Source organism: Amycolatopsis magusensis (assembly GCF_017875555.1).
In the GTDB taxonomy this organism is placed as follows: domain Bacteria; phylum Actinomycetota; class Actinomycetes; order Mycobacteriales; family Pseudonocardiaceae; genus Amycolatopsis; species Amycolatopsis magusensis.
Window position 1 is genome coordinate 126,495 of sequence record NZ_JAGGMS010000001.1, and the last position, 19,924, is coordinate 146,418.

The 19,924-nt window shown below is 70.2% G+C and carries 19 protein-coding genes; 15 read left to right on the plus strand and 4 right to left on the minus strand.

Annotated features, from left to right (window positions below; translation table 11 throughout):
• Positions 1–4 precede the first annotated feature (4 nt).
• From pqqC to JOM49_RS00605, 6 genes are read left to right on the plus strand one after another with little or no spacing between them, the layout of a single operon-like run.
• The gene (gene pqqC, locus JOM49_RS00580; RefSeq protein WP_209662226.1) at positions 5–697 is read left to right on the plus strand and encodes a pyrroloquinoline-quinone synthase PqqC; all 693 of its coding nucleotides are present in this window, start codon (positions 5–7) and stop codon (positions 695–697) included.
• Positions 694–951: a pyrroloquinoline quinone biosynthesis peptide chaperone PqqD gene (gene pqqD / locus JOM49_RS00585; protein WP_209662227.1), complete on the plus strand. Its 258-nt coding sequence runs from the start codon at positions 694–696 to the stop codon at positions 949–951. Before pqqC ends, pqqD begins: the two co-directional genes overlap by 4 nt.
• Entirely contained in the window at positions 942–2,033 is a 1,092-nt protein-coding gene (pqqE, locus tag JOM49_RS00590) for a pyrroloquinoline quinone biosynthesis protein PqqE (RefSeq protein ID WP_209662228.1), read from the plus strand. The genes pqqD and pqqE overlap by 10 nt, the downstream gene beginning before the upstream one ends.
• Entirely contained in the window at positions 2,030–2,884 is an 855-nt protein-coding gene (gene pqqB / locus JOM49_RS00595) for a pyrroloquinoline quinone biosynthesis protein PqqB (RefSeq protein WP_209662229.1), read from the plus strand. Before pqqE ends, pqqB begins: the two co-directional genes overlap by 4 nt.
• 60 nt (positions 2,885–2,944) lie before the next feature.
• Positions 2,945–3,463: an ArsR/SmtB family transcription factor gene (locus tag JOM49_RS00600; RefSeq protein WP_209662230.1), complete on the plus strand. Its 519-nt coding sequence runs from the start codon at positions 2,945–2,947 to the stop codon at positions 3,461–3,463.
• Positions 3,460–4,713 carry an MFS transporter gene (locus JOM49_RS00605; RefSeq protein WP_209662231.1) on the plus strand — a complete coding sequence of 418 codons (1,254 nt, stop codon included), beginning with the start codon at positions 3,460–3,462 and terminating at the stop codon, positions 4,711–4,713. The genes JOM49_RS00600 and JOM49_RS00605 overlap by 4 nt, the downstream gene beginning before the upstream one ends.
• Positions 4,714–4,718: 5 nt before the next feature.
• On the opposite strand, the gene JOM49_RS00610 is transcribed toward JOM49_RS00605, so the two are convergent.
• Together JOM49_RS00610 and JOM49_RS00615 are read right to left on the minus strand one after the other, a co-directional pair.
• Positions 4,719–6,128 (minus strand): amidase, encoded by a 1,410-nt coding sequence (locus JOM49_RS00610; RefSeq protein WP_209662232.1) that lies wholly within the window; start codon positions 6,126–6,128, stop codon positions 4,719–4,721.
• 8 nt (positions 6,129–6,136) lie between these two features.
• Positions 6,137–7,117 carry a D-2-hydroxyacid dehydrogenase gene (locus JOM49_RS00615; RefSeq protein ID WP_209662233.1) on the minus strand — a complete coding sequence of 327 codons (981 nt, stop codon included), beginning with the start codon at positions 7,115–7,117 and terminating at the stop codon, positions 6,137–6,139.
• A 112-nt stretch (positions 7,118–7,229) separates the two neighbouring features.
• Here JOM49_RS00615 and JOM49_RS00620 point away from each other — a divergent pair, with 112 nt between their 5' ends.
• From JOM49_RS00620 to JOM49_RS00635, 4 genes are all read left to right on the plus strand, one after another.
• Entirely contained in the window at positions 7,230–7,958 is a 729-nt protein-coding gene (locus tag JOM49_RS00620; protein ID WP_372443951.1) for a maleate cis-trans isomerase family protein, read from the plus strand.
• Positions 7,959–8,003: 45 nt separating this feature from the next.
• Positions 8,004–8,735 carry a maleate cis-trans isomerase family protein gene (locus JOM49_RS00625; RefSeq protein WP_209662235.1) on the plus strand — a complete coding sequence of 244 codons (732 nt, stop codon included), beginning with the start codon at positions 8,004–8,006 and terminating at the stop codon, positions 8,733–8,735.
• A gap of 1 nt (position 8,736) precedes the next feature.
• Positions 8,737–9,405 (plus strand): GntR family transcriptional regulator, encoded by a 669-nt coding sequence (locus tag JOM49_RS00630; protein WP_209662236.1) that lies wholly within the window; start codon positions 8,737–8,739, stop codon positions 9,403–9,405.
• Positions 9,406–9,503: 98 nt separating this feature from the next.
• Complete coding sequence (locus tag JOM49_RS00635) at positions 9,504–11,003, plus strand: apolipoprotein N-acyltransferase (RefSeq protein WP_209662237.1); 1,500 nt, start codon at positions 9,504–9,506, stop codon at positions 11,001–11,003.
• Between the two features lie 282 nt (positions 11,004–11,285).
• Here the strand turns inward: JOM49_RS00635 and JOM49_RS00640 are convergent, their stop codons facing one another.
• Positions 11,286–12,344 (minus strand): tartrate dehydrogenase, encoded by a 1,059-nt coding sequence (locus tag JOM49_RS00640; protein WP_209662238.1) that lies wholly within the window; start codon positions 12,342–12,344, stop codon positions 11,286–11,288.
• Positions 12,341–13,804, minus strand: coding sequence for an NAD-dependent succinate-semialdehyde dehydrogenase (locus tag JOM49_RS00645; RefSeq protein ID WP_209662239.1), 1,464 nt, complete (start codon positions 13,802–13,804; stop codon positions 12,341–12,343). The genes JOM49_RS00640 and JOM49_RS00645 overlap by 4 nt, the downstream gene beginning before the upstream one ends.
• A 149-nt stretch (positions 13,805–13,953) precedes the next feature.
• Between JOM49_RS00645 and JOM49_RS00650 the strand changes: the two genes are divergently transcribed.
• The 5 genes from JOM49_RS00650 (at position 13,954) to JOM49_RS00670 (ending at position 19,889) form a co-directional block, all read left to right on the plus strand.
• On the plus strand, positions 13,954–15,210 hold the full coding sequence (locus tag JOM49_RS00650; protein WP_209662240.1) for an aspartate aminotransferase family protein: 1,257 nt from the start codon (positions 13,954–13,956) through the stop codon (positions 15,208–15,210).
• A 12-nt stretch (positions 15,211–15,222) separates the two neighbouring features.
• Positions 15,223–15,726: a DUF3830 family protein gene (locus tag JOM49_RS00655; protein WP_209662241.1), complete on the plus strand. Its 504-nt coding sequence runs from the start codon at positions 15,223–15,225 to the stop codon at positions 15,724–15,726.
• Between the two features lie 379 nt (positions 15,727–16,105).
• Positions 16,106–17,497: an FAD-binding oxidoreductase gene (locus JOM49_RS00660; protein ID WP_209662242.1), complete on the plus strand. Its 1,392-nt coding sequence runs from the start codon at positions 16,106–16,108 to the stop codon at positions 17,495–17,497.
• Positions 17,498–17,499: 2 nt separating this feature from the next.
• Positions 17,500–19,053 (plus strand): acetolactate synthase large subunit, encoded by a 1,554-nt coding sequence (locus JOM49_RS00665; protein ID WP_209670627.1) that lies wholly within the window; start codon positions 17,500–17,502, stop codon positions 19,051–19,053.
• Positions 19,054–19,157: 104 nt separating this feature from the next.
• Positions 19,158–19,889 carry a PP2C family protein-serine/threonine phosphatase gene (locus JOM49_RS00670; protein ID WP_245369198.1) on the plus strand — a complete coding sequence of 244 codons (732 nt, stop codon included), beginning with the start codon at positions 19,158–19,160 and terminating at the stop codon, positions 19,887–19,889.
• Positions 19,890–19,924: the final 35 nt, after the last annotated feature.

Sequence of the window (19,924 nt, forward strand, 5' to 3'; positions counted from 1 at the left end):
TCCCATGAGCGCGCCGCTCAGCCAGGAAGAGTTCGACGCCGCCCTGCGTGGACTGTCCCACCGCTACTGGGGCACCCACCCGTTCCACCACCGGATGCACGCGGGCGAACTGTCCGAGCACGAGCTGAAGGTCTGGGCCGCGAACCGCTGGTACTACCAGCGCATGATCCCGCAGAAGGACGCCGCGATCATCAGCAACTGCCCGCTGCCCGAGGTGCGGCGGCAGTGGCTGCCCCGGCTCGTCTACCACGACGGCGCCGCGCCGGGCGAAGGCGGCATCGAGCGCTGGCTGCGGTTGTGCGAGGCGGTCGGCCTCAGCCGTGAGGAGGTGCTGGACGAGCGGCACGTCGCGCCCGGCGTCCGGTTCGCCGTGGACGCCTACGTGAACTTCGCCAGGACGAAGCCGTGGATCGAGGCGGTCGCGTCCGGGCTCACCGAGATGTTCTCCGGGCACCTGATGAAGCGCCGGGTGGCCGACATGCTGGCCAACTACGACTGGATCAACCGCACCGACCTGGCCTACTTCACCAACCGCATCGACGCGGTGTCCGGTGAAGGACAGGCCACAGTGGACCTCGTGCTGACCCACTGCCGCACGCGGGAGCAACAGGAAGCCGCGCTCGCCGCGCTGTCCTTCAAGTGCGACGTGCTCTGGTCCATCCTGGACGCCATCGAGCGCGCCGCGAGCAAGGAGTGAGCGTGAAACCCCGACTGCGCCGCGGTGTCCGGCTCACCTACGACAAGGTCCGCGAGACGCACGTGCTGTTGTTCCCCGAAGGCGTGCTGGTGCCGAACAAGACCGCCGCCGCCGTGCTCGAACTCTGCGACGGGGAGACCAGCGTCGCCGACATCACCGAAGCGCTCGGCCGGAAGTACCGCGGCGTGCGGGAAGCGGACATCAGCGGGGTGCTGTCCCGGCTGGAGGAACGGCGGGTGGTCGAATGGACGTGAAGCCCGCCGAACCGCCACTGGGCATGCTCGCCGAGCTGACCCACCGCTGTCCGCTGCACTGTTCGTACTGCTCCAACCCGATCGAACTGATCACCAGGGACGGCGAACTCGACACCGCGCAATGGCTTTCCGTGTTGTCGCAGGCGCGGGACCTCGGTGTGCTCCAGGTGCACATGTCCGGTGGCGAACCGCTCGCCCGGCCGGACCTGCCGGAACTGGTCTCGCACGCGAGTGACCTCGGCTGCTACGTCAACCTGGTCACCAGCGGTCTCGGCCTGACCGAGAAGCGCCTCGACGACCTGGCCGACCGCGGCCTTGCGCACATCCAGCTCTCCGTGCAGGGCGCGGACGCCGAACGCGCGGACCGGCTCGCCGGCACCCGCGCGCACGAACACAAACTCGCCGCCGCCGCGCTGATCAAGCGCTCCGGGTTGCCGTTGAGCGTGAACGTGGTGCTGCACAAGCAGAACCACGACCAGCTGGCCGGGATCATCGCACTCGCCGAGCGCATGGGCGCCGACCGGCTCGAACTGGCGAACACGCAGTACTACGGCTGGGCGCTGAAGAACCGGACCGCGTTGATGCCGACGCGCGAGCAACTCGCCGTCGCCGAGCCGATCGTCCGGGCCGCGACCGAACGCCTGCGCGGCACCATGGAGATCATCTACGTGGTCGCCGACTACTACGAGCCGTACCCGAAGCCGTGCATGTACGGCTGGGGCGCGCGGCAGCTGACCGTGGCGCCGAACGGCGATGTGCTGCCGTGCCCGGCGGCCACCGCGATCACCACGCTCGACCTGGACAACGTGACCCGGAAACCGTTGCACGACATCTGGTACGGCTCGACCTCCTTCAACGCCTACCGCGGCGAGGACTGGATGAGCGAGACCTGCCGGTCCTGCGATCGGCGTGGCGCCGACTTCGGCGGCTGCCGGTGCCAGGCGTTCCTGCTGACCGGTGACGCGGCGTCGACCGATCCGGTCTGCTCGCGGTCCCCGGACCGCGAGATCGTCGACCTCATCCTCGCCGCGCCCCCGCCCGCGGTGGAGCCGGAACTGGTCCTGCGGCGGGTGCCGCGGTGAAGGTGCTGCTGCTCGGGACAGCCGCCGGAGGTGGCTTCCCGCAATGGAACTGCGCGTGCGCACTGTGCACTTCGGACGCTCCACCCCGGACCCAGGACTGTGTGGCGGTCAGCGCGGACGGCCGCGAGTGGTACCTGATCAACGCCTCACCGGACATCCGCGCCCAGATCCTGGCCTCGGCTGAACTGCGCGCCGGACCGGGTCCGCGCGAGACCCCGTTGCGCGGCGCACTGGTCACGGACGCCGAACTGGACCACACGCTGGGCCTGGTCATGTTGCGGGAGGCGCCGTCGTTCGGCGTCTGGGGGCCGGGTGCCGCGCTGCACGCCCTTCGCGGCGCGTTGCCGGTGGGCCGGTACGGCGACTGGACCTTCTCGGCGGTTCCTCCGGAGATCGGCGGCCTGCGGGTGTCCGCGCTGCCGGTCAGCGACAAGAAGCCCAAGTACGCGCGTGATTCCACTGTGGACGGCCCATGGGTGGTCGCCTACCGCATCGAGGACCCGTCGACCGGCGGCGTCTTCGTCTACGCGCCCTGCCTGGCGACGTGGCCACCGGGGTTCGACGAGTTCGTGGCGGGCGCGGACCACGTGCTGCTCGACGGCACCTTCTACGCGGCCGACGAGATGTCCGGGGCGACGCACGCCGGAGTCGGTTCGCAGGCGCAGCGAGCCATGGGCCACGTACCGATCACCGAGAGCCTCGCCCGCGTCCGGAACCGCCCTGGCACGCGCTGGGCCTACACGCACCTCAACAACACGAACCCGGCACTGGCCCCGGACTCCCCGGAGCACCAGGAGATCCTGGCCGCCGGGGCCCACCTCCCACTCGACGGCACCCTGCTCACGCTCTGAGCCGGACAACCCCCAAAGATTCATTTGACAGTTGCTCGTGGCTACTCCGATACTCGCCCCATGTCGGAGAAAGCCGAGCTGGTCGGGCTGCGCGTGCTCGCCCACCCCCTGCGCCTGCGCATCCTGTCGCTGCTCACGGGCACCGCGATGAGCGCCGCCGAGGCCGCGCGCGAACTGGGCGAGACGCAGGCGAACGTGAGCTACCACCTGCGGCGGCTGCACGAAGCGGGCCTGCTGGTGATCGCCGAAGAGGTGCGGATCCAAGGTGGACTCGCCAAGCGCTACCGGCACGTGCCCGGCGGCAGCCCGCCGTGGGACCACGACGACCCGGAAGCCGAGCAGCTGTTCGCCGCGACCCTGGCCGATGAGCTGCGGCGACGCACCGAGAGCCGTGTGCCGAGCGGACGCTCCGCGATCACGGACGCGGAGGTCTGGCTCGCGCCCGCCGACTGGGACCGGGCCGTGGAAGTCGCGCACCAGCTCGGGGAAATCCTGCACGCGGCCGCGCGCCCACCCCGCTCGCCGGGCACGCGCCGCGTGAGCGCCACCGTCGCACTGTTCGAAATGACCAGGTCATGAGCCTGCGGGAACCGTTGCGGCACCGGAGTTTCCGGTGGCTGCTCGCCGGGCGGACCGGCGCCGAACTGGCCAACGCGATCGCGCCCGTCGCACTGGCGTTCGCGGTGCTCGACCTGACCGGTTCGGTGGTCGACCTCGGCCTGGTGGTCGGCGTCCGGTCGCTGGCGAACGTGATCCTGCTGCTGTTCGGCGGGGTGCTGGCCGACCGCCTGCCGCGGGCGGTGATCCTGCAGGGCACCGGCCTCGCGGCCGCGGTCACGCAGGGCCTGATCGCCGCGAGCGTGCTGGGCGGCTTCGCCTCCATCCCGCTGCTGCTCGGGCTGAGCGCGCTCAACGGCGCGGTCAGCGCGATGTCCCTGCCCGCCGCGGCTTCGCTGACCCCGCAGACCGTACCCGCCGGCCTGCTCACCCCGGCGAACGCGCTGGCGCGCATGGGGTCGAACACCGGCCGCATCCTGGGCGCCGCGCTGGGCGGCATGCTCGCCGCCGGACTCGGGGCGGGCTGGGCCATCGCGATCGACGCGGCCATCTTCCTGTTGTCCGCGGCGGGTTACCGGGGTGTGCGGCTCGCCCAGCGCGTGCGGGCCGAACGGACGCACCCGCTCAAGGACCTGGCCGAAGGCTGGCGCGAGTTCATCGCCCGCTCGTGGGTGTGGGTGGTGGTCGCGCAGTTCACCGTGGTCAACGCGGTGATCATGGGCGGGCACGCGGTACTCGGCCCGACGGTGGCGGACGCGACCGTGGGCCGTGCCGCCTGGGGTTTCATCCTGGCCGCGCAGACACTGGGCGCCTTCATCGGCGGCGTGCTCGCCGCGCGCTGGCAACCGCGGCACGCACTGCTGATCGGCGTGGCGGTGATCGGCGTCGAAGCGATCCCGCTGATCACGCTGGCCGAGCTACCGCAGCTGATCCCCTTGCTGGTCACCATGTTCCTGGCGGGGATCGCGATCGAGCAGTTCGTGGTCGCGTGGGACGTGTCGCTGCAGGAGAACATCCCGGAGGACAAGCTGGCGCGCGTGTACTCCTACGACATGCTGGGTTCCTTCATCGCGATGCCGGTGGGCGAGATCGCCGCGGGCCCGCTGGCGCAGCGCTTCGGCGCGGACACCACCCTGCTGGCCGGCGCGGTGCTCGTCCTGGTGAGCACCGCGCTCGCCCTGTGCAGCAAGCAGATCCGCACGCTGACCCGCCGGACCGCGCACCCCAGTGACCTGACCGGCGCGGTGCCACCGCCACCGGCCGCCACCTAGCCGGGTCAGCGCCGCGGTGCCGCCGGGCGGTCCGTCGCCCACGGCTTGACCTCTTCGACCAGCTTCGCCACCGCCAGCACCAGGTCGTCCGAGTGCCGCGGCCCGACGATCTGCAGGCCCACCGGCAGTCCCGCCGCGGTGAACCCGATCGGCACGCTGATCGCCGGCTGCTGCGTCAGGTTGAACGGGTAGGTGAACCGCGTCCACTCCGGCCAGCTCCGGTACTCGCTGCCCGGCGGCACGTCGTGCCCGGCTTCGAACGGCGAGATCGGCATCATCGGCGTGATCAGCACGTCGTGGCGCAGGTGGAACTCGCCCATGTGGATGCCCAGCGCGGCGCGCACCGCGCTCGCCTCGAGGTAGTCGCTCGCCGAGAAGGTGTGCCCGTGGTCCCAGACCTTCCGCAGCCCCTGGTCGATCAGCTCCGCCGCCCCCTCGGGGAAGGTGTCCAGCCACTTCGCCGCCCCCGTGGACCACAGCACGTCGAAGGCGTCCAGCGGATCCGCGAACCCCGGGTCCGTCTCCTCGACCCGCAGCCCCGCCTCGTCCAGCGCGGCCACCACGGACAGCACGATCCGCGAGATCTCCGGATCGACGTCCACGTAACCCAGGTTCGCCGAGTACGCGGCGTTCACCCCGCGCACGTCCCGCCGCACGGCCTCGCGGTAGGAACTGACCGGCGGCGGCAGCGCCGACGGGTCGCGGTGGTCCGGCAGCGCGAGCACGTCGAGCAGCAACGCCACGTCGTCCACCGACCGGGCCATCGGACCGGCGTGCCCCAGCGGCCCGAACGGGCTCGCCGGGAACAGCGGGATGCGCCCGTGCGTCGGCTTGAACCCGACGATGCCGCAGAACGAAGCCGGGATCCGCACCGAACCACCGCCGTCGGTACCCACCGACAGCTCACCCATGCCCGCCGCGACGGCCGCCGCGCTACCCCCGCTCGAACCGCCCGCGGTCAGTTCGGGGTTCCACGGGTTGCGTGTGATGCCGTTCAGCGTGTTGTCGGTGACGGCCTTCCAGCCCAGCTCGGGCGTGGTCGTCTTGCCCAGCAGCACCAGCCCGTGCTCGCGCAGGCGCGCGGTGACCGGGCTGTCGACCTCCCACGGCCCGGCCGGGTCGATGCAGCGCGAACCCCGCTGCGTCGGCCAGCCCTGGCTGAGGAACATGTCCTTGACCGAGGTCGGCACCCCGTCCAGCCAGCCGATCGGATTGCCGTCGCGCCACCGCTGCTCGGCCAGTTTCGCCTGCTCCAGCGCGGAATCACGGTCGACGAGGCAGTAGGCGTTGAGCTCACCGTCGCGCTCGGAGATCGCGTCGAGGGAGGCTTGCGTCGCCTCCACCGGCGACAGCTCGCCGGACCCGTAGGCCGCGACGAGCTCACTGGCCGTCAGCAGGGTCCCCGACTCGTTCATGGTCCTCCTCAGTTGCTGCCTGACGGCACGTAGCCCAGACGCTTGTCCACGACATTACGAAGCGGCTGCCCGGTCCGCCACCGCTCGAAGTTCCCGGCGAACACCTCGACCAGGGTGTTGCGCCAGCCGAGGAAGTCGCCGGACATGTGCGGGGAGATCAGCACCTGCTCCATGCTCCACAGTGGACTGTCATTGGGCAGCGGCTCGGTGTCGAACACGTCCAGCGCCGCACCGGCCGGGCGGCCGTCCCGCAGCGCCGCGATCAGGTCTGCGGTGACCACCAGCTCACCGCGTCCCACGTTGATGAACCGCGAGCCGGGCTTCATCGCGGCGAACGCGCGCGCGTCGAACATGCCCTTGGTCTGCTCGGTCAGCGGCGCCACCGCGACCACGTAGTCGTATTCGCCCAGGTAATCGGTCAGCTCGGCCGACGGCCGCACCACACCGAAGTCGGGATCGGCGTCCCGCGCGGTGCGTCCGGCACCGGCCACGTCCAGCCCGGCGGCCCGCAGCAGGCGCGCGATCGACCGGCCGATCGGGCCGGTGCCGACCACCAGCGCACGACGGCCGGCGATCCGCTCGGTCTCGCGGTGCAGCCACGTGCGTTCCTGCTGCAACTGGCGCGAGCGGGCGAAGTCCTTGGCGAAGGCGAGCACCACCCCGAGGACGTACTCGGCGATGGCGTCGTCGAAGACCCCACGCGAGTTCGTCAGCACCACGTCGCTCTCGCGGAGACCGGGGAACAGCACCGGATCGACGCCGGCGCTGGCGATGTGCAGCCACTTCAGCCGGTCCGCAGCCTCCCACGCGCCGGGCACGGCGGTGGAGAGGAAGTCGTAGACGAACAGGATGTCAGCGCCGTGTAACGCCTTCTTTAAACCCGCCTCGCCGGTATAACGCACCGTGGCCAGATGCTCGATGCTGTCCATGTCCGGGGGGTGCCGGTCGCCGCACAGCACCGCCAGCACCGGGGATTCCGTGCCGATCACCGTTGACACGGTATGGACCGGTCGTATGATTGTCAACAATCCGAGGAGCCACCCCGGAGGCTCTCTGCATTCCCCAAGACGTCACCGCGGAGGCTTGGCCTTGGATTTCGAAATGCCCGTGTTCGACGGCCCGCTCGCCCAGCGGGGCATCGGCGTGATCGCCCCCTTCGACCTCGCGCTGGAGCGCGAACTGTGGCGCTGGGTCCCGATGGAAGTGTCACTCCACCTGGCCCGCACGCCCTACGAACCCGTGCCGGTGAGCATGGAGATGGCCCAGCTGGTCAGCGACAGCAGGCACCTGGCCGCCGCCACCCGTGACGTGCTTCACGTGGAACCAGAGGTGGTCGCGTACCTGTGCACGTCGGGCAGCTTCGTCAACGGCATCGACTACGAGCGTTCGCTGTGCAAGGCGATCTGCGACGCCGGCGCGCCCGACGCCATCACCACCTCCGGCGCGCTCGCCGAGGTGCTGCAGGGGCTCGACCTGCACAAAGTCTCGGTGCTGACGCCGTACGACGAGGACCTGACCGGGAAGCTGCACGAGTTCCTGACCGAACTGGACGTGGAAACGGTGTCCAGTGACCACCTCGGGCTCGGCGGCGGCATCTGGAAGGTGAGCTACCGGACCATCGCCGAACGCATCCTCGCCGCCGACCACTCCGAGGCCGAGGCGGTGTTCGTCAGCTGCACGAACCTGCCGACCTTCGACCTGATCGAGCCGCTGGAGGCGGCGCTCGGCAAGCCGGTGCTGACGGCGAACCAGCTCACCATGTGGGCCTGCCTGAAGCGGATGAACCTGCCGATCGTCGGGCCGGGGAAGTGGTTGCGTGACGTGCCCTAGCGTGGTTCGGTAGGATTGTCGACAATCTGCAGGAGGTGTCCGAGCTTGACCACGATCGGCTTCATCTACCCCGACCACGCGGCCGAGGACGACTACCCGCTGGCCGAACGCCTCCTCGGCGCGGGATTCCGGCTGCCGGTCGAGCACATCTACGGCACCGATCTGCACGCCGTGCCGGAGTTGCTCGACCTCGGCAGTCCCGAACGCCTCAAGGAAGGCGCCGCGCTGCTGGCCGAGCACCAGCCGGACGCGGTGGTCTGGGCGTGCACGAGCGGCAGTTTCGTGTACGGCTGGGACGGCGCGCGCCAGCAGGCCGAGCAGCTCGCCGAAGCCGCCGGGGTGCCGTCCACCAGCACTTCCTTCGCGTTCGTCGAGGCGGCCAAGGCGCTCGGCGTGCGGAAGGTGGCGGTCGCCGCCAGCTACCCCGACGACGTGGCGCGGCTGTTCGTCGAGTTCCTCGGCGCGGGCGGGGTCGAGGTGCTGACCATGTCGAGCGCGGGCATCGACACCGCCGCCGAGGTCGGCGAGCTGAGCCCGGAGGCGGTGGTCGAGCTGGCGGTGGCGCACGACCACCCGGACGCCGACGCCGTGCTGGTGCCGGACACCGCGATGCGCACGCTCGGCGTGCTCGGAGCCATCGAAAACCGGCTCGGAAAGCCGGTTCTCACCGCGAACCAGGTGACCATCTGGGAAGGTCTCCGGCAGGCCGGCGTCTCGGTGACGTCCGGCGAGCTGGGAGCTCTGTTCACGAGAACGGTCCGGGAAAAGGGAAACTGACATGCCGCTGGCCGACATCGAACCGGTGAGCCGGGAGTCCACCGCGGGCATCATCGCGCGGCAGCTCCGCGACGCGATCATGAACGGCGCGCTGCCACCCGGCACGCAACTGGGTGAGACGGAACTGGCTTCACGGTTCCAGGTCTCGCGCGGGCCGCTGCGGGAGGCGATGCAGCGGCTGGTTTCGGAAGGCCTGCTGCGCAGCGAACGGCACCGCGGGCTGTTCGTCATCGACCTCGAGCCGGACGACGTGTACGACATCTACGTCGCGCGGACCGCGATCGAGCGGGCCGCGGCCATCCGCATCATGCGCGGTGACCGGGAGAAAGCCGCCGCCGCACTGGACGAGATCGTCCGCGCGATGGAGGCCGCCGCCAGCGAAGACGACCCGACCGCCCTGTCGGACGCGGACCTGCGCTTCCACGAGGTGCTCGTCGCCGAATCCGGCAGCCGTCGCCTCATGCGGATGACGCAGACCCTGCTGATCGAGACGCGGATGTGCCTGTCGATGCTGCAGCAGACCTACCAGCGGGTCGAGGAACGGGTGGACGAGCACAACCAGCTCATCAAGGCCATCCGGGCGGATGACGAAGAAGCCGTGCTGAAGCTGCTGGAAGTCCACATGGAAGACGCCATCCAACGCCTACTGCCGGGCACCTCGCTGCACTGACCCTCGCGCGATGTCAGCGGCACACCTGACGAAAGTGGGGGGTCGGCGGGGTCCTTCGGGCACTGTGGCGCCCCGGTCCCGCTTCGTACCGTCGGCTGGTGACCGAATCGAAGTGGCTCTGGTGGTCCGGAGTGGCGCTGCTCGTCCTGACCGTGCACACCAACTGGGCCAGTCCCCTCGCGGCGTGGCTGTTCGCCATCCCGCTGCTCCTGTTCACCGCGCGCCGCGGGCTGCTCAAGGTGCTCGGCGCGCTCGCGATCGGCATGGTCGTCTGGCTCGCCGCGACCTCGCTGCTCTTCGTCCCCCAGGCGCTGCTCGCCTTCGCCGCGCTCACGCTGCTCCAGTGGCTCGCGTTCGTCGCGCACCGGCTGCTCACCCCGCGACTGCCCGGTTTCCTCGGCACCCTCGTCTTCCCGACCGTGCTCGCCGCCGCCGAATACCTGTTCCCGGTGCTCATCCGCTTCGGTGACTACGGCGCGCTCGGCTCCACCCAGCACGCCAACCTGCCGCTCCTGCAACTCGCGTCGGTCACCGGTGTCTACGGCATCACGTTCCTCATCGGCTGGTTCGCCTCGACGGCCGTGTGGGCGTGGGAAACCCGCAACGCACGCAAGTTCGTGGTCTACGGCGTCGTGCTCGCGGCCGTTTTCGCCGCGGGTGGCGCCCGGCTCGTCTTCTTCGCACCCACCGAGCAGTCCGTGCGCGTCGCCGCGGTGAGCCCCACCCGTGCCGCCGACCAGCGTTCCTCGGCCGCCCAGTCCACAATGGACCTCAAGTACTGGCGAGCCGCGGACGTCGTGGCCGCCGACCCGCGAGCCACCAGCGCGGCTTTCGCCCCGGTCACCGACGACCTGCTCGAGCAGACCCGCACCCAGGCCCGGGCGGGCGCGAAGATCGTGCTGTGGCCGGAAACCCACGCCCGCGTCCTCGAACGCGACCACCGCGACCTGCTCGACCGCACCGCCGTGATCGCCAGGGAAACCGGCGCGTACGTCAACATCGCCTACGCCCTGTACACCGGCGAGGCACCCAACATCCGCAACGTCAGCACCATGATCACCCCCGACGGCCAGGTCGCCTGGACCTACGACAAGAGCGAGCCGACGCCCATGGAGCCGATGACCCCCGGCCCCGGTGAGCTGCCCACTGTGGACACCCCGTACGGCCGGATCGCCGGCGCCATCTGCTACGACGCCGACTTCCCGCACCTCATGCGCCAGGCCGCGGACAAGGGCGCGGACCTGCTGCTGGTCCCCGCCAACGACTGGGCCGAGTTCTCCGAGCTGCACGCGGAAAAGGCCGTCTTCCGCAACGTCGAATACGGCTACTCGATGCTGCGCGATTCAGCCCACGGCTTGTCCACCGCTGTGGATGCGCAAGGCCGGGTACTCGCGGAGACCGACTGGTTCCGTACCGACCAACAGACTCTGGTCGCGAACCTTCCTCTCCAGCCCCGTACCGCCACCGTCTACAGCTCAATCGGCGACGTCTTCGCCTGGCTGTGCCTGGCCGGCTCCCTCGCCCTCACCGCCGCCGCCCTGCGCCGATCCCCCGCCGCAGTGGGCGCGCCCACTCAAGTGTCGAACTCAGCTTCCTGAACGTGCAGTTCGGGTGCCTGAGTGTGTAACTCGGGCTCCTGGGTGTGGGGTTCGGCTTCCGGAGTGTGGGACTCGCCGGGGCGGGTGCTCGGGGCGAGTCTCACATTCAGGAAGCCGAACCACACGTTCAGGAAGGCGAGTTCCACGTTGGGGCGCGCGAGTTCCACGTTCAGGAAGGCGAACCCCGCGCTGAGGCGGGCGGGCGGTCCCGGGTGGGGGGACACGAATGTGGCTTTGGGGGCGGATTCGGCCCCCAAAGCCACATTTGTGGCACCAGGCCGGTCAGGTCAGGGCATCGGCGATGGCGGTGCCCAGGTCGGTGGTGGTGGAGTTGCCGCCGAGGTCCGGGGTGGTCACCGAGCCGTCGGCGAGTACTTTTTCGACGGCCGAGTTGATGGCTCGCGCCGCGCCGGGTTCGCCGAGGTGGTCGAGCATCATGGCGCCGGCGAGCACCTGGGCGACCGGGTTGGCGATGCCCTGGCCGGCGATGTCCGGCGCGCTGCCGTGCACCGCTTCGAACATGGACGGGTGCTCGCCCGGCGGGTTGATGTTGCCCGACGGGGCCATGCCCAGCCCGCCGGTCACCGCCGCGGCCAGGTCGCTGAGGATGTCGCCGAACAGGTTGGACGCGACCACCACGTCCAGCCGGTCCGGCTGCTGCACCATCCGCGCCGCCAGTGCGTCCACATGGCACTGTTCACTGTGGACACCCGGGTACTCGGCGGCGATTTCGGCGAAGATCTCGTCCCAGTACGGCATCGAGTGGATCAGCCCGTTCGACTTGGTCGCCGAGCACACCCGTCCGCTGCGGGTCTTCGCCAGCTCGAAGGCGTACCGGATGATCCGCTCCACCCCGACCCTGGTGAACACCGACTCCTGCAGCACGAACTCCCCCGGCTGCCCGGTGTTGTGCCGCCCGCCCAGCTGGGAGTACTCGCCTTCGGAGTTCTCCCGGACGATCACCATCTCCAACTCGTCCGCCGACCGCCCGGCCAGCACCGACGTGGTCCCCGGCAGCAACCGAACCGGCCGCAGGTTCACGTACTGCGCGAACGCCCGCCGCAGCGGGATCAGCAGGCCCCACAGCGAAACGTGGTCCGGCACCCCGGGGAAGCCGACCGCGCCCAGGAAGATCCCGTCGAACGCGGACAGCTGCGAAACCCCGTCCTCCGGCATCATCCGCCCGGTCTCGGCGAACCGTTCACAGCTCCAGTCGAATTCGGTCCACCGCAGGGAGAACCCGTTCAGGCTCGCCGCGCGGTCGAGCACCTTGCGGGCCTCGAGGGTGACGTCGACGCCGATGCCGTCGCCGGGGATGCTCGCGATCTTGTACTCGGTCACAGGCTCACCGCGATGTACTTGGTCTCCAGGAACTCGTCGATGCCGAACTTGCCGCCCTCGCGGCCCAGCCCGGACGCCTTGATGCCGCCGAACGGCGCCGCCGGGTTCGACACCAGGCCCTGGTTCAGCCCGACCATGCCGGACTCGAGCCGCTCGGAAACCCGCAGCGCCCGCTTGATGTCACTGGTGTAGAGGTAGCTGACCAGGCCGTATTCGGTGTCGTTTGCCGCGGCGAGCACCTCGTCCTCGGTGTCGAAGAGGTAGATGGGCGCCACCGGGCCGAAGATCTCCTCGGTGGCCATCTCCGCGTCCAGCGGTACTTCGGTGAGCACGGTGGCCTGGTAGAAGTTCCCCGGACCGTCCACAGTGGCCCCACCGGTGAGCACCTTGGCACCACGGTCGACGGCGTCGCGGACCAGGCCGCTGACCTTGTCCACCGCGGCCTGGTCGATCAGCGGGCCGACCACCACGCCGTCCTCGGTGCCGCGGCCCATCGGCAGCGCGGACATCTTCTCGGTCAGCCGCCGGGCGAACTCGGCGGCGACGCCCTTCTGCACGTAGATCCGGTTGGCCGCGGTGCAGGCCTCGCCGATGTTGCGCATCTTCGCCAGCATCGCGCCTTCGAGCGCGGCGTCGAGGTCGGCGTCGTCGAAGACGATGAACGGCGCGTTGCCACCCAGCTCCATCGAGGTCCGCAGCACCTTGTCGGCGCACTGCTCCAGCAGCTTCCGGCCGACCGCGGTGGATCCGGTGAAGGACAGCTTGCGCGCCCGGCCGTCGCGGATCAGCGGCTCCATCACGCCACCGGAGTCGCTGGTGGTCAGCACGTTCAGCACGCCTTCGGGCAGCCCGGCCTCGGCCAGGATGTCGGCCAGCGCCAGCATCGACAGCGGCGTCTGCGCGGCGGGCTTGATGATCATCGAGCAGCCGGCCGCCACCGCCGGGCCGATCTTGCGCGTGCCCATCGCCATCGGGAAGTTCCACGGGGTGATCAGCAGCGACACCCCGACCGGCTGCTTGGCCACCAGGAACCGCCCGGACCCGTTGGGCGCCACCGAGTAGTCGCCCCCGATCCGGACCGCCTCCTCGGCGAACCAGCGGAAGAACTCCGCGGCGTAGGCGATCTCGCCCCGCGATTCGGCCAGCGGCTTGCCCATCTCCAGTGTCATCAGCAGCGCGAGTTCCTCGGTGCGGTCCACCAGCGCCTGGTAGGCCCGGCGCAGGATCTCGCCGCGTTCGCGCGGTGCCGTCTTCGCCCACTCGGCCTGCGCGGCCGACGCCGCTTCCAGCGCCGCCATGCCGTCCGCCGGCGAGGCGTCGGCCACCTCGCACAGCGCCGCACCCGTGGACGGATCGAGCACCGGGAAGGTCCGGCCACCTTCCGCGGCGGTCCACTTGCCGCCGATGAAAAGTTCCTTCGCGACCGTGTCGACGACCCCGGCCTCGCTGATCTCGCCCATCACTACCGCTCCTGTCCGCGTTCATTGCGCCCGGTCCGAGGGCCATGCTATGCATATTGTCAACAATCGACAAGAGATCCTCGGCGTGCACCCGGTCGGCTACCCGACCGGCCGCGCACGCAACCTTCGTCCAAAGGAGCACCGCTGCCATGGCCCAGCTCTCCCCCCTGCTCAAGCAGGCCACCCCGGTCGTCGTGGACCACGGCGAGGGCACCTACCTGTTCGACAGCGAAGGCAGGCGGCACCTGGACTTCACCGCGGGCATCGGGGTGACCAGCACCGGCCACTGCCACCCCAAAGTGGTCGCGGCCGCGCAGGAGCAGATCGGCAAGCTGATCCACGGGCAGTACACCACCGTGATGCACAAGCCGCTGCTCGAGCTGACCGAGCGCCTCGGCGGCGTGCTGCCGTCCGGTTTGGACTCGCTGTTCTTCTCGAACTCCGGCAGTGAAGCGGTGGAAGCCGCGCTGCGGCTGTCGCGCCAGGCGACCGGGCGGCCGAACGTGATCGTGTTCCAGGGTGGGTTCCACGGCCGGACCGTGGCCGCCGCGTCGATGACCACCTCGGGCACGCGGTTCAGCGCGGGCTTTTCGCCGCTGATGTCGGGCGTGCACGTGGCGCCGTTCCCGTACGCCTACCACTACGGCTGGGACGAGCGGACCGCGACGAAGTTCGCCCTGCGTGAGCTGGACTACCTGTTCGCCACGATCACCGCGCCGAACGAGGTCGCCGCCTTCTTCGTCGAGCCGGTGCTCGGCGAGGGCGGGTACGTGCCGGCGAACACCGAGTTCATGGCCGGGTTGCGCGAGCGCGCCGACAAGCACGGCATCCTGCTGGTGCTCGACGAGGTGCAGACCGGGTTCGGCCGCACCGGCAAGTTCTGGGGCCATGACCACTTCGACGTCCGCCCGGACATCGTGCTGATCGCGAAGGGCCTGGCCAGCGGCTTCCCGCTGTCCGGCATCGCCGCTTCGCAGGAGCTGATGGCGAAGGCGTGGCCGGGTTCGCAGGGCGGCACCTACGGCGGCAACGCGGTTTCGTGCGCGGCGGCCTGCGCCACGCTCGACGTGATCGCCGAAGAGGGCCTGGTCGCCAACGCCGCCGAGCGCGGCACGCAGCTGCTCGACGGCGCCCGCCTGATCGGGGACAAGACCCCGGCGATCGGCGACGTGCGCGGGCTCGGGCTGCTGGTCGGCTCGGAGTTCACCACCGCGGACGGCGAGCCGGACACGGTCACCGCGCAGGCCGCGCAGAAGGCCGCCGCCGAGCGCGGGCTGCTGCTGCTCACCTGCGGTGCCTGGATGAACGTGGTCCGGATGATCCCGCCGCTGGTGGTCACCGCCGAGCAGGTCGACGAGGCGCTGGGCATCTGGGCCGAGGTCGTCGACACCGTCACCAAGAGCTGAGGAGAACCTTCGTTGGCCCGCTACATCACCATCACGCTGGACAAGCGCGGCGTTTCCTGCCGCGCCCGGCTGCTCGACGCCGAAGCCCCGCGCACCTGCGAAGCGGTGTGGAACGCGCTGCCGCAGAGCGGTTCGGCCTACCACGCGAAGTACGCGCGCAACGAGGTCTACACGCTCGTGCCGCCGTTCGCCCAGCCCAAGCCGGGCCGGGAGAACCCGACCGTCACCCCGATCCCGGGTGATGTCGTGTACTTCGGCTTCGAGGCGTGGGAGATCGGCAACCCGGCGTACGGCTACGACGAAGGCAGCGAGGCCCACAGCGACCAGGGCGCCACCGACCTCGCGATCTTCTACGGCCGCAACAACCTCCTGATCAACGGCGACGCGGGCTGGGTGCCCGGCAACGTGTTCGCCACGATCGAGGAAGGCCTGCCCGAGATCGCCGCGGCCGCGCAGGACCTCTGGCTCCGCGGCGTCGAAGGCGAAACACTCTCCTTCGCCCGCGCAGAACCCTAAGCCCCCAAACACCCGAACCACACACTCACGCACCCCGCGATGTCACGAATGTGGCTTTCGGGGCGGATTCGGCCCCCAAAGCCACATTCGTGACACCGCAGCCCCCAAAGCAACCGCCGCCCGGGTACCCCACCGGAGGACCCGCCCAGACCCCCCACCCCGCCCCGGTCCACAGCCAAAAACACGGCGAAGACCTCGATGTCAAGGCATCTTTCCCGCCTTGACATCGAGGTCTTCGCCGTAGTCACACTAAAAAACCGGGGCGGCCCCACCACCCACTCCCAAACGTGAAAAGGTTTCATAGCGGATTCCGTCCACCCCGTACTACCCTGCGGTAACCAGGTCTCGGCGCAGAGGTGAGAGGACGGTCGACACCGTCATGAACAACAGCGGTTTCGAACAACGCCTCGCCGACATCGTCGGCCAAGCCAACGTGCTCACCGGGGAGGCCGTGGGCGAGGACTACGCCCACGACGAATGCCTCACGGTGGAGCCGGAGAAACCCCTCTACGTGGCCAAACCGGCCACCGCGGAGGAAACCGCGGAACTGCTCAAGGCCGCGAGCGAGCACCGGGTGCCGGTGACCGCCCGTGGCTCGGGCAGCGGCCTGTCCGGCGCGGCACGCCCGCGACCCGACAGCCTGCTCATCTCCTTCGAGCGGATGAACCAGGTGCTCGAAATCGACGCCGACAACCACGTCGCCGTGGTGCAGCCCGGCGTCACCCTGGCCGAACTGGACGAGAAGACCGCCGCGGCCGGGCTGTCCTACACCGTCTACCCCGGCGAACTGAGCGCGAGCATCGGCGGCAACGTCGGCACGAACGCGGGCGGCATGCGCGCGGTGAAGTACGGCGTCACCCGGCACAACGTCCTCGGCCTGCAGGCCGCACTGCCCAGCGGGGAACTCATCCGCACCGGCGGCAAGACCACCAAGACCTCCACCGGCTACGACCTCACCCAGCTGATCATCGGCTCGGAGGGCACGCTCGCGCTGGCCACCGAGGTGATCGTGCGGCTGCACCCGCGCCTGCCCCACGGCGCCACCGTGCTCGCCCCGTTCGGCGACCTCGGCCAGGTGATGCGCGCGGTGCCGAAGATCATCGCCAGCGGGCTGGACCCGCACATCCTGGAGTACATCGACATCCTGACCATGGCCGCGATCGTCTACAAAGAACAGTTGGCGCTCGGCGTGCCCGACGAGGTCCGAGACGCCTCGCAGGCGTACCTGGTGGTGGCGCTGGAAAACCGCGACCACGACCGGCTGGACGAGGACGTCCAGACGCTCGGCGAACTGCTCGCCGGACTGGGTGCCGCGGACGTGTACGTGCTGGAAGGCCCGTCCGCGCGCAAGCTGATCGAGGCCCGTGAGAACGCCTTCTGGACGGCGAAGTCGGTCGGCGCGGACGACGTGATCGACGTGGTGATCCCGCGGGCGGAGATGCCCGCCTTCCTGACCAAGGTGCGCGAACTGGCCCTCGCCGCCGAGTCCGGCGCGGTCGGCTGCGGGCACGCCGGGGACGGCAACGTCCACTTGGGAATCTTCCAGAAGGACCCGGCGAAGCGCCGCGCGCTGCTGCATGAGATCTTCGCGGCCGGCATGGCCGCCGGCGGTTCGATCTCCGGCGAGCACGGCATCGGCCACGCCAAGAAGGCGCACTTCCTCGAGCTGGAGGACCCGGCGAAGATCGAGCTGATGCGCCGGATCAAGCAGTCCTTCGACCCCCGGGGCATCCTCAACCCCGGGGTTCTCTTCGACCAGGAGTCACAGTGAGCATGAACGGCGCGCAGTCCCTCATCCGCACCCTCGTCGAGGCGGGGGTGGACGTGTGCTTCGCCAACCCGGGCACCTCGGAGATGCACTTCGTGGCGGCGCTGGACTCGGTGCCGGAAATGCGCGGGGTCCTCGCGTTGTTCGAAGGCGCGGTGACCGGTGCCGCCGACGGGTACGCACGCATCGCCGGACGGCCCGCGGCGACCCTGCTGCACCTCGGCCCCGGTCTGGCCAACGGCCTGGCGAACCTGCACAACGCCAAGCGCGCGCACACGCCGATCGTGAACGTCATCGGTGACCACGCGATCGACCACAAGAAGTACGACGCCCCACTGGAATCCGACATCGAGGCGCTCACCGGCTCGCTGAACGGCTGGACGCGGCGCTCGGACCACACCGCCGACGTCGGCGCCGACGCCGCGGCCGCGGTCGCCGCCGCGCAGGACGCGCCGGGCCGGATCGCCAACCTCATCCTGCCCGCGGACGTTTCCTGGGGCGAGGGCGGGAAAACCTGCCCGCCGGTGCCCGCCCGCGTGCCGAAGGAAGTGGACGAGGCGACCGTCGGGCAGATCGCCGAGGTGCTGCGCTCGGGTGAGCAGGTGGCGTTGCTGATCGGCGGCGCCGCGTGCCGGGAGACCGGGCTGCGCGCGGCGAGCCGCATCGCGGCGGCGACCGGCGCGAAGCCGTTCGTCGAGGTCTTCCCCGCGCGGCTCGAACGAGGTGCCGGACTGCCCACCATCGAGCGGCTCGGTTACCTGGCCGAGCACGTGGAGTACCAGCTGCAGGGCGTCAAGCACGTGATCATCGCGGGCACGAAGGCGCCCGTTTCGTTCTTCGCCTACCCGGGCAAGGCCAGCGACCTGGTGCCGGAAGGCGCGCAGGTGCACACGCTGGCCGGGCTGGACGCGGACGTGGTCGGCGCGCTGCAGGACCTCGCCGACGTGGTCGCCGCGGGCACCGAACCCGTGCTGCAGGAGGAAAACCGGCCCGCGCTGCCGAGTGGTCCGCTGACCCCGCAGAACTGGGTCGAGGTGATCGGCGCGCTGCTGCCGGACCACGCGATCATCGCCGACGAGGCCAACACCTCGGGTGTCCTGCTGCCCGCGGCGACCGCGGGCGCCCCGCGCCACGACGTGCTCACGCTGACCGGCGGCGCGATCGGGCAGGGCATCCCGGTGGCCACCGGCGCGGCGATCGCGGCACCGGACCGGCCGGTGATCAACCTGCAGTCCGACGGCAGCGCGCTGTACACGATCTCGGCACTGTGGACGCAGGCGCGGGAGAAATCCAACGTCACCACGGTGTTGCTGAACAACCGGGCCTACGCGATCCTGCGGATGGAGCTGCAGCGCGTGGGTGCGGAGGGGTCCGGCCCGAAGGCGCAGGAGCTGCTGGACCTGTCCGGTCCGGACATGGACTTCGTGAAGATCGCCGAGGGTCTGGGCGTGCCCGCCCGCCGCGCGACGACGGCCGAAGAGCTGGCCGACGCGTTCTCGTGGGCGCTGGCCGAGCCGGGTCCGCACCTGATCGACACGATCGTGCCGCCGCTGGTCTGATTTTCACAGGGTCTTCTCAGAGAGATCTTCGGTAACTGACGGTTTCGGCGGGTTCACTTGAGGTGTGCCGGGCGGGGCCCGGACGTACCGTGAGGAGGCCGGCCATGATGACCACGCTCCAGTTGCCCCTCGGCCATCGTCCGATGTCGGATTCGGTGAGCAGGCGGGGCCCGCGGTCGATCAACGCCGACGCGGTCGCCACCCACACCGACGCGGTCTCGGGCCGCACGGCTTTCGTGGTGGCCGACGGCGTCGGCGACCACCTGCTCGCCGCCAGGGCCGCGCGCCTGTCGGCCCGGGTGGCCGCCGAAGCCGGTGCCCGTTCCGGGGCGTACGCCGGTTTGCTTGCCGCGCAAGAAGAACTGCGGACGCAGTTCGACGAGAAGCAGGCGGACTGCGTGCTCATCGTGGCCATCCTGCCGCCCCTGAACGCCCCGGAAGAGGCACTGGCCGACATCGCCTGGGTGGGTGACTGCCGCCTGTACCGGTGGAACGGACGCGTGCTGTCGCAGCTGACGGTGGACCACACGCTCGCGGAATTCTGGCGCTCGCAGGACCTGGTGCCCTCCGCGCGCATGGAACACGTCGTCACGGACTCCGTCCGCACCGCACGCGAGTCGGACATCGGCCGCGCCCACACCCCCGTCCGCGGCGGCCGCCTCCTGCTGTGCACCGACGGCGTGCACAAGACACTCGGCATGCCCGCCGTCAAAACCCTCCTCGCCACCGCCGACGACCCCCACACCGCCGCCACGGACCTCGTGCACACCGCCCACACCCTGGGCAGCACCGACAACGCCACCGCCGTGGTCGTAGACCTGCAACCCCTGCCCTAGTCCGCACACCACGGATCGATGAGGAGTGCGTCCGG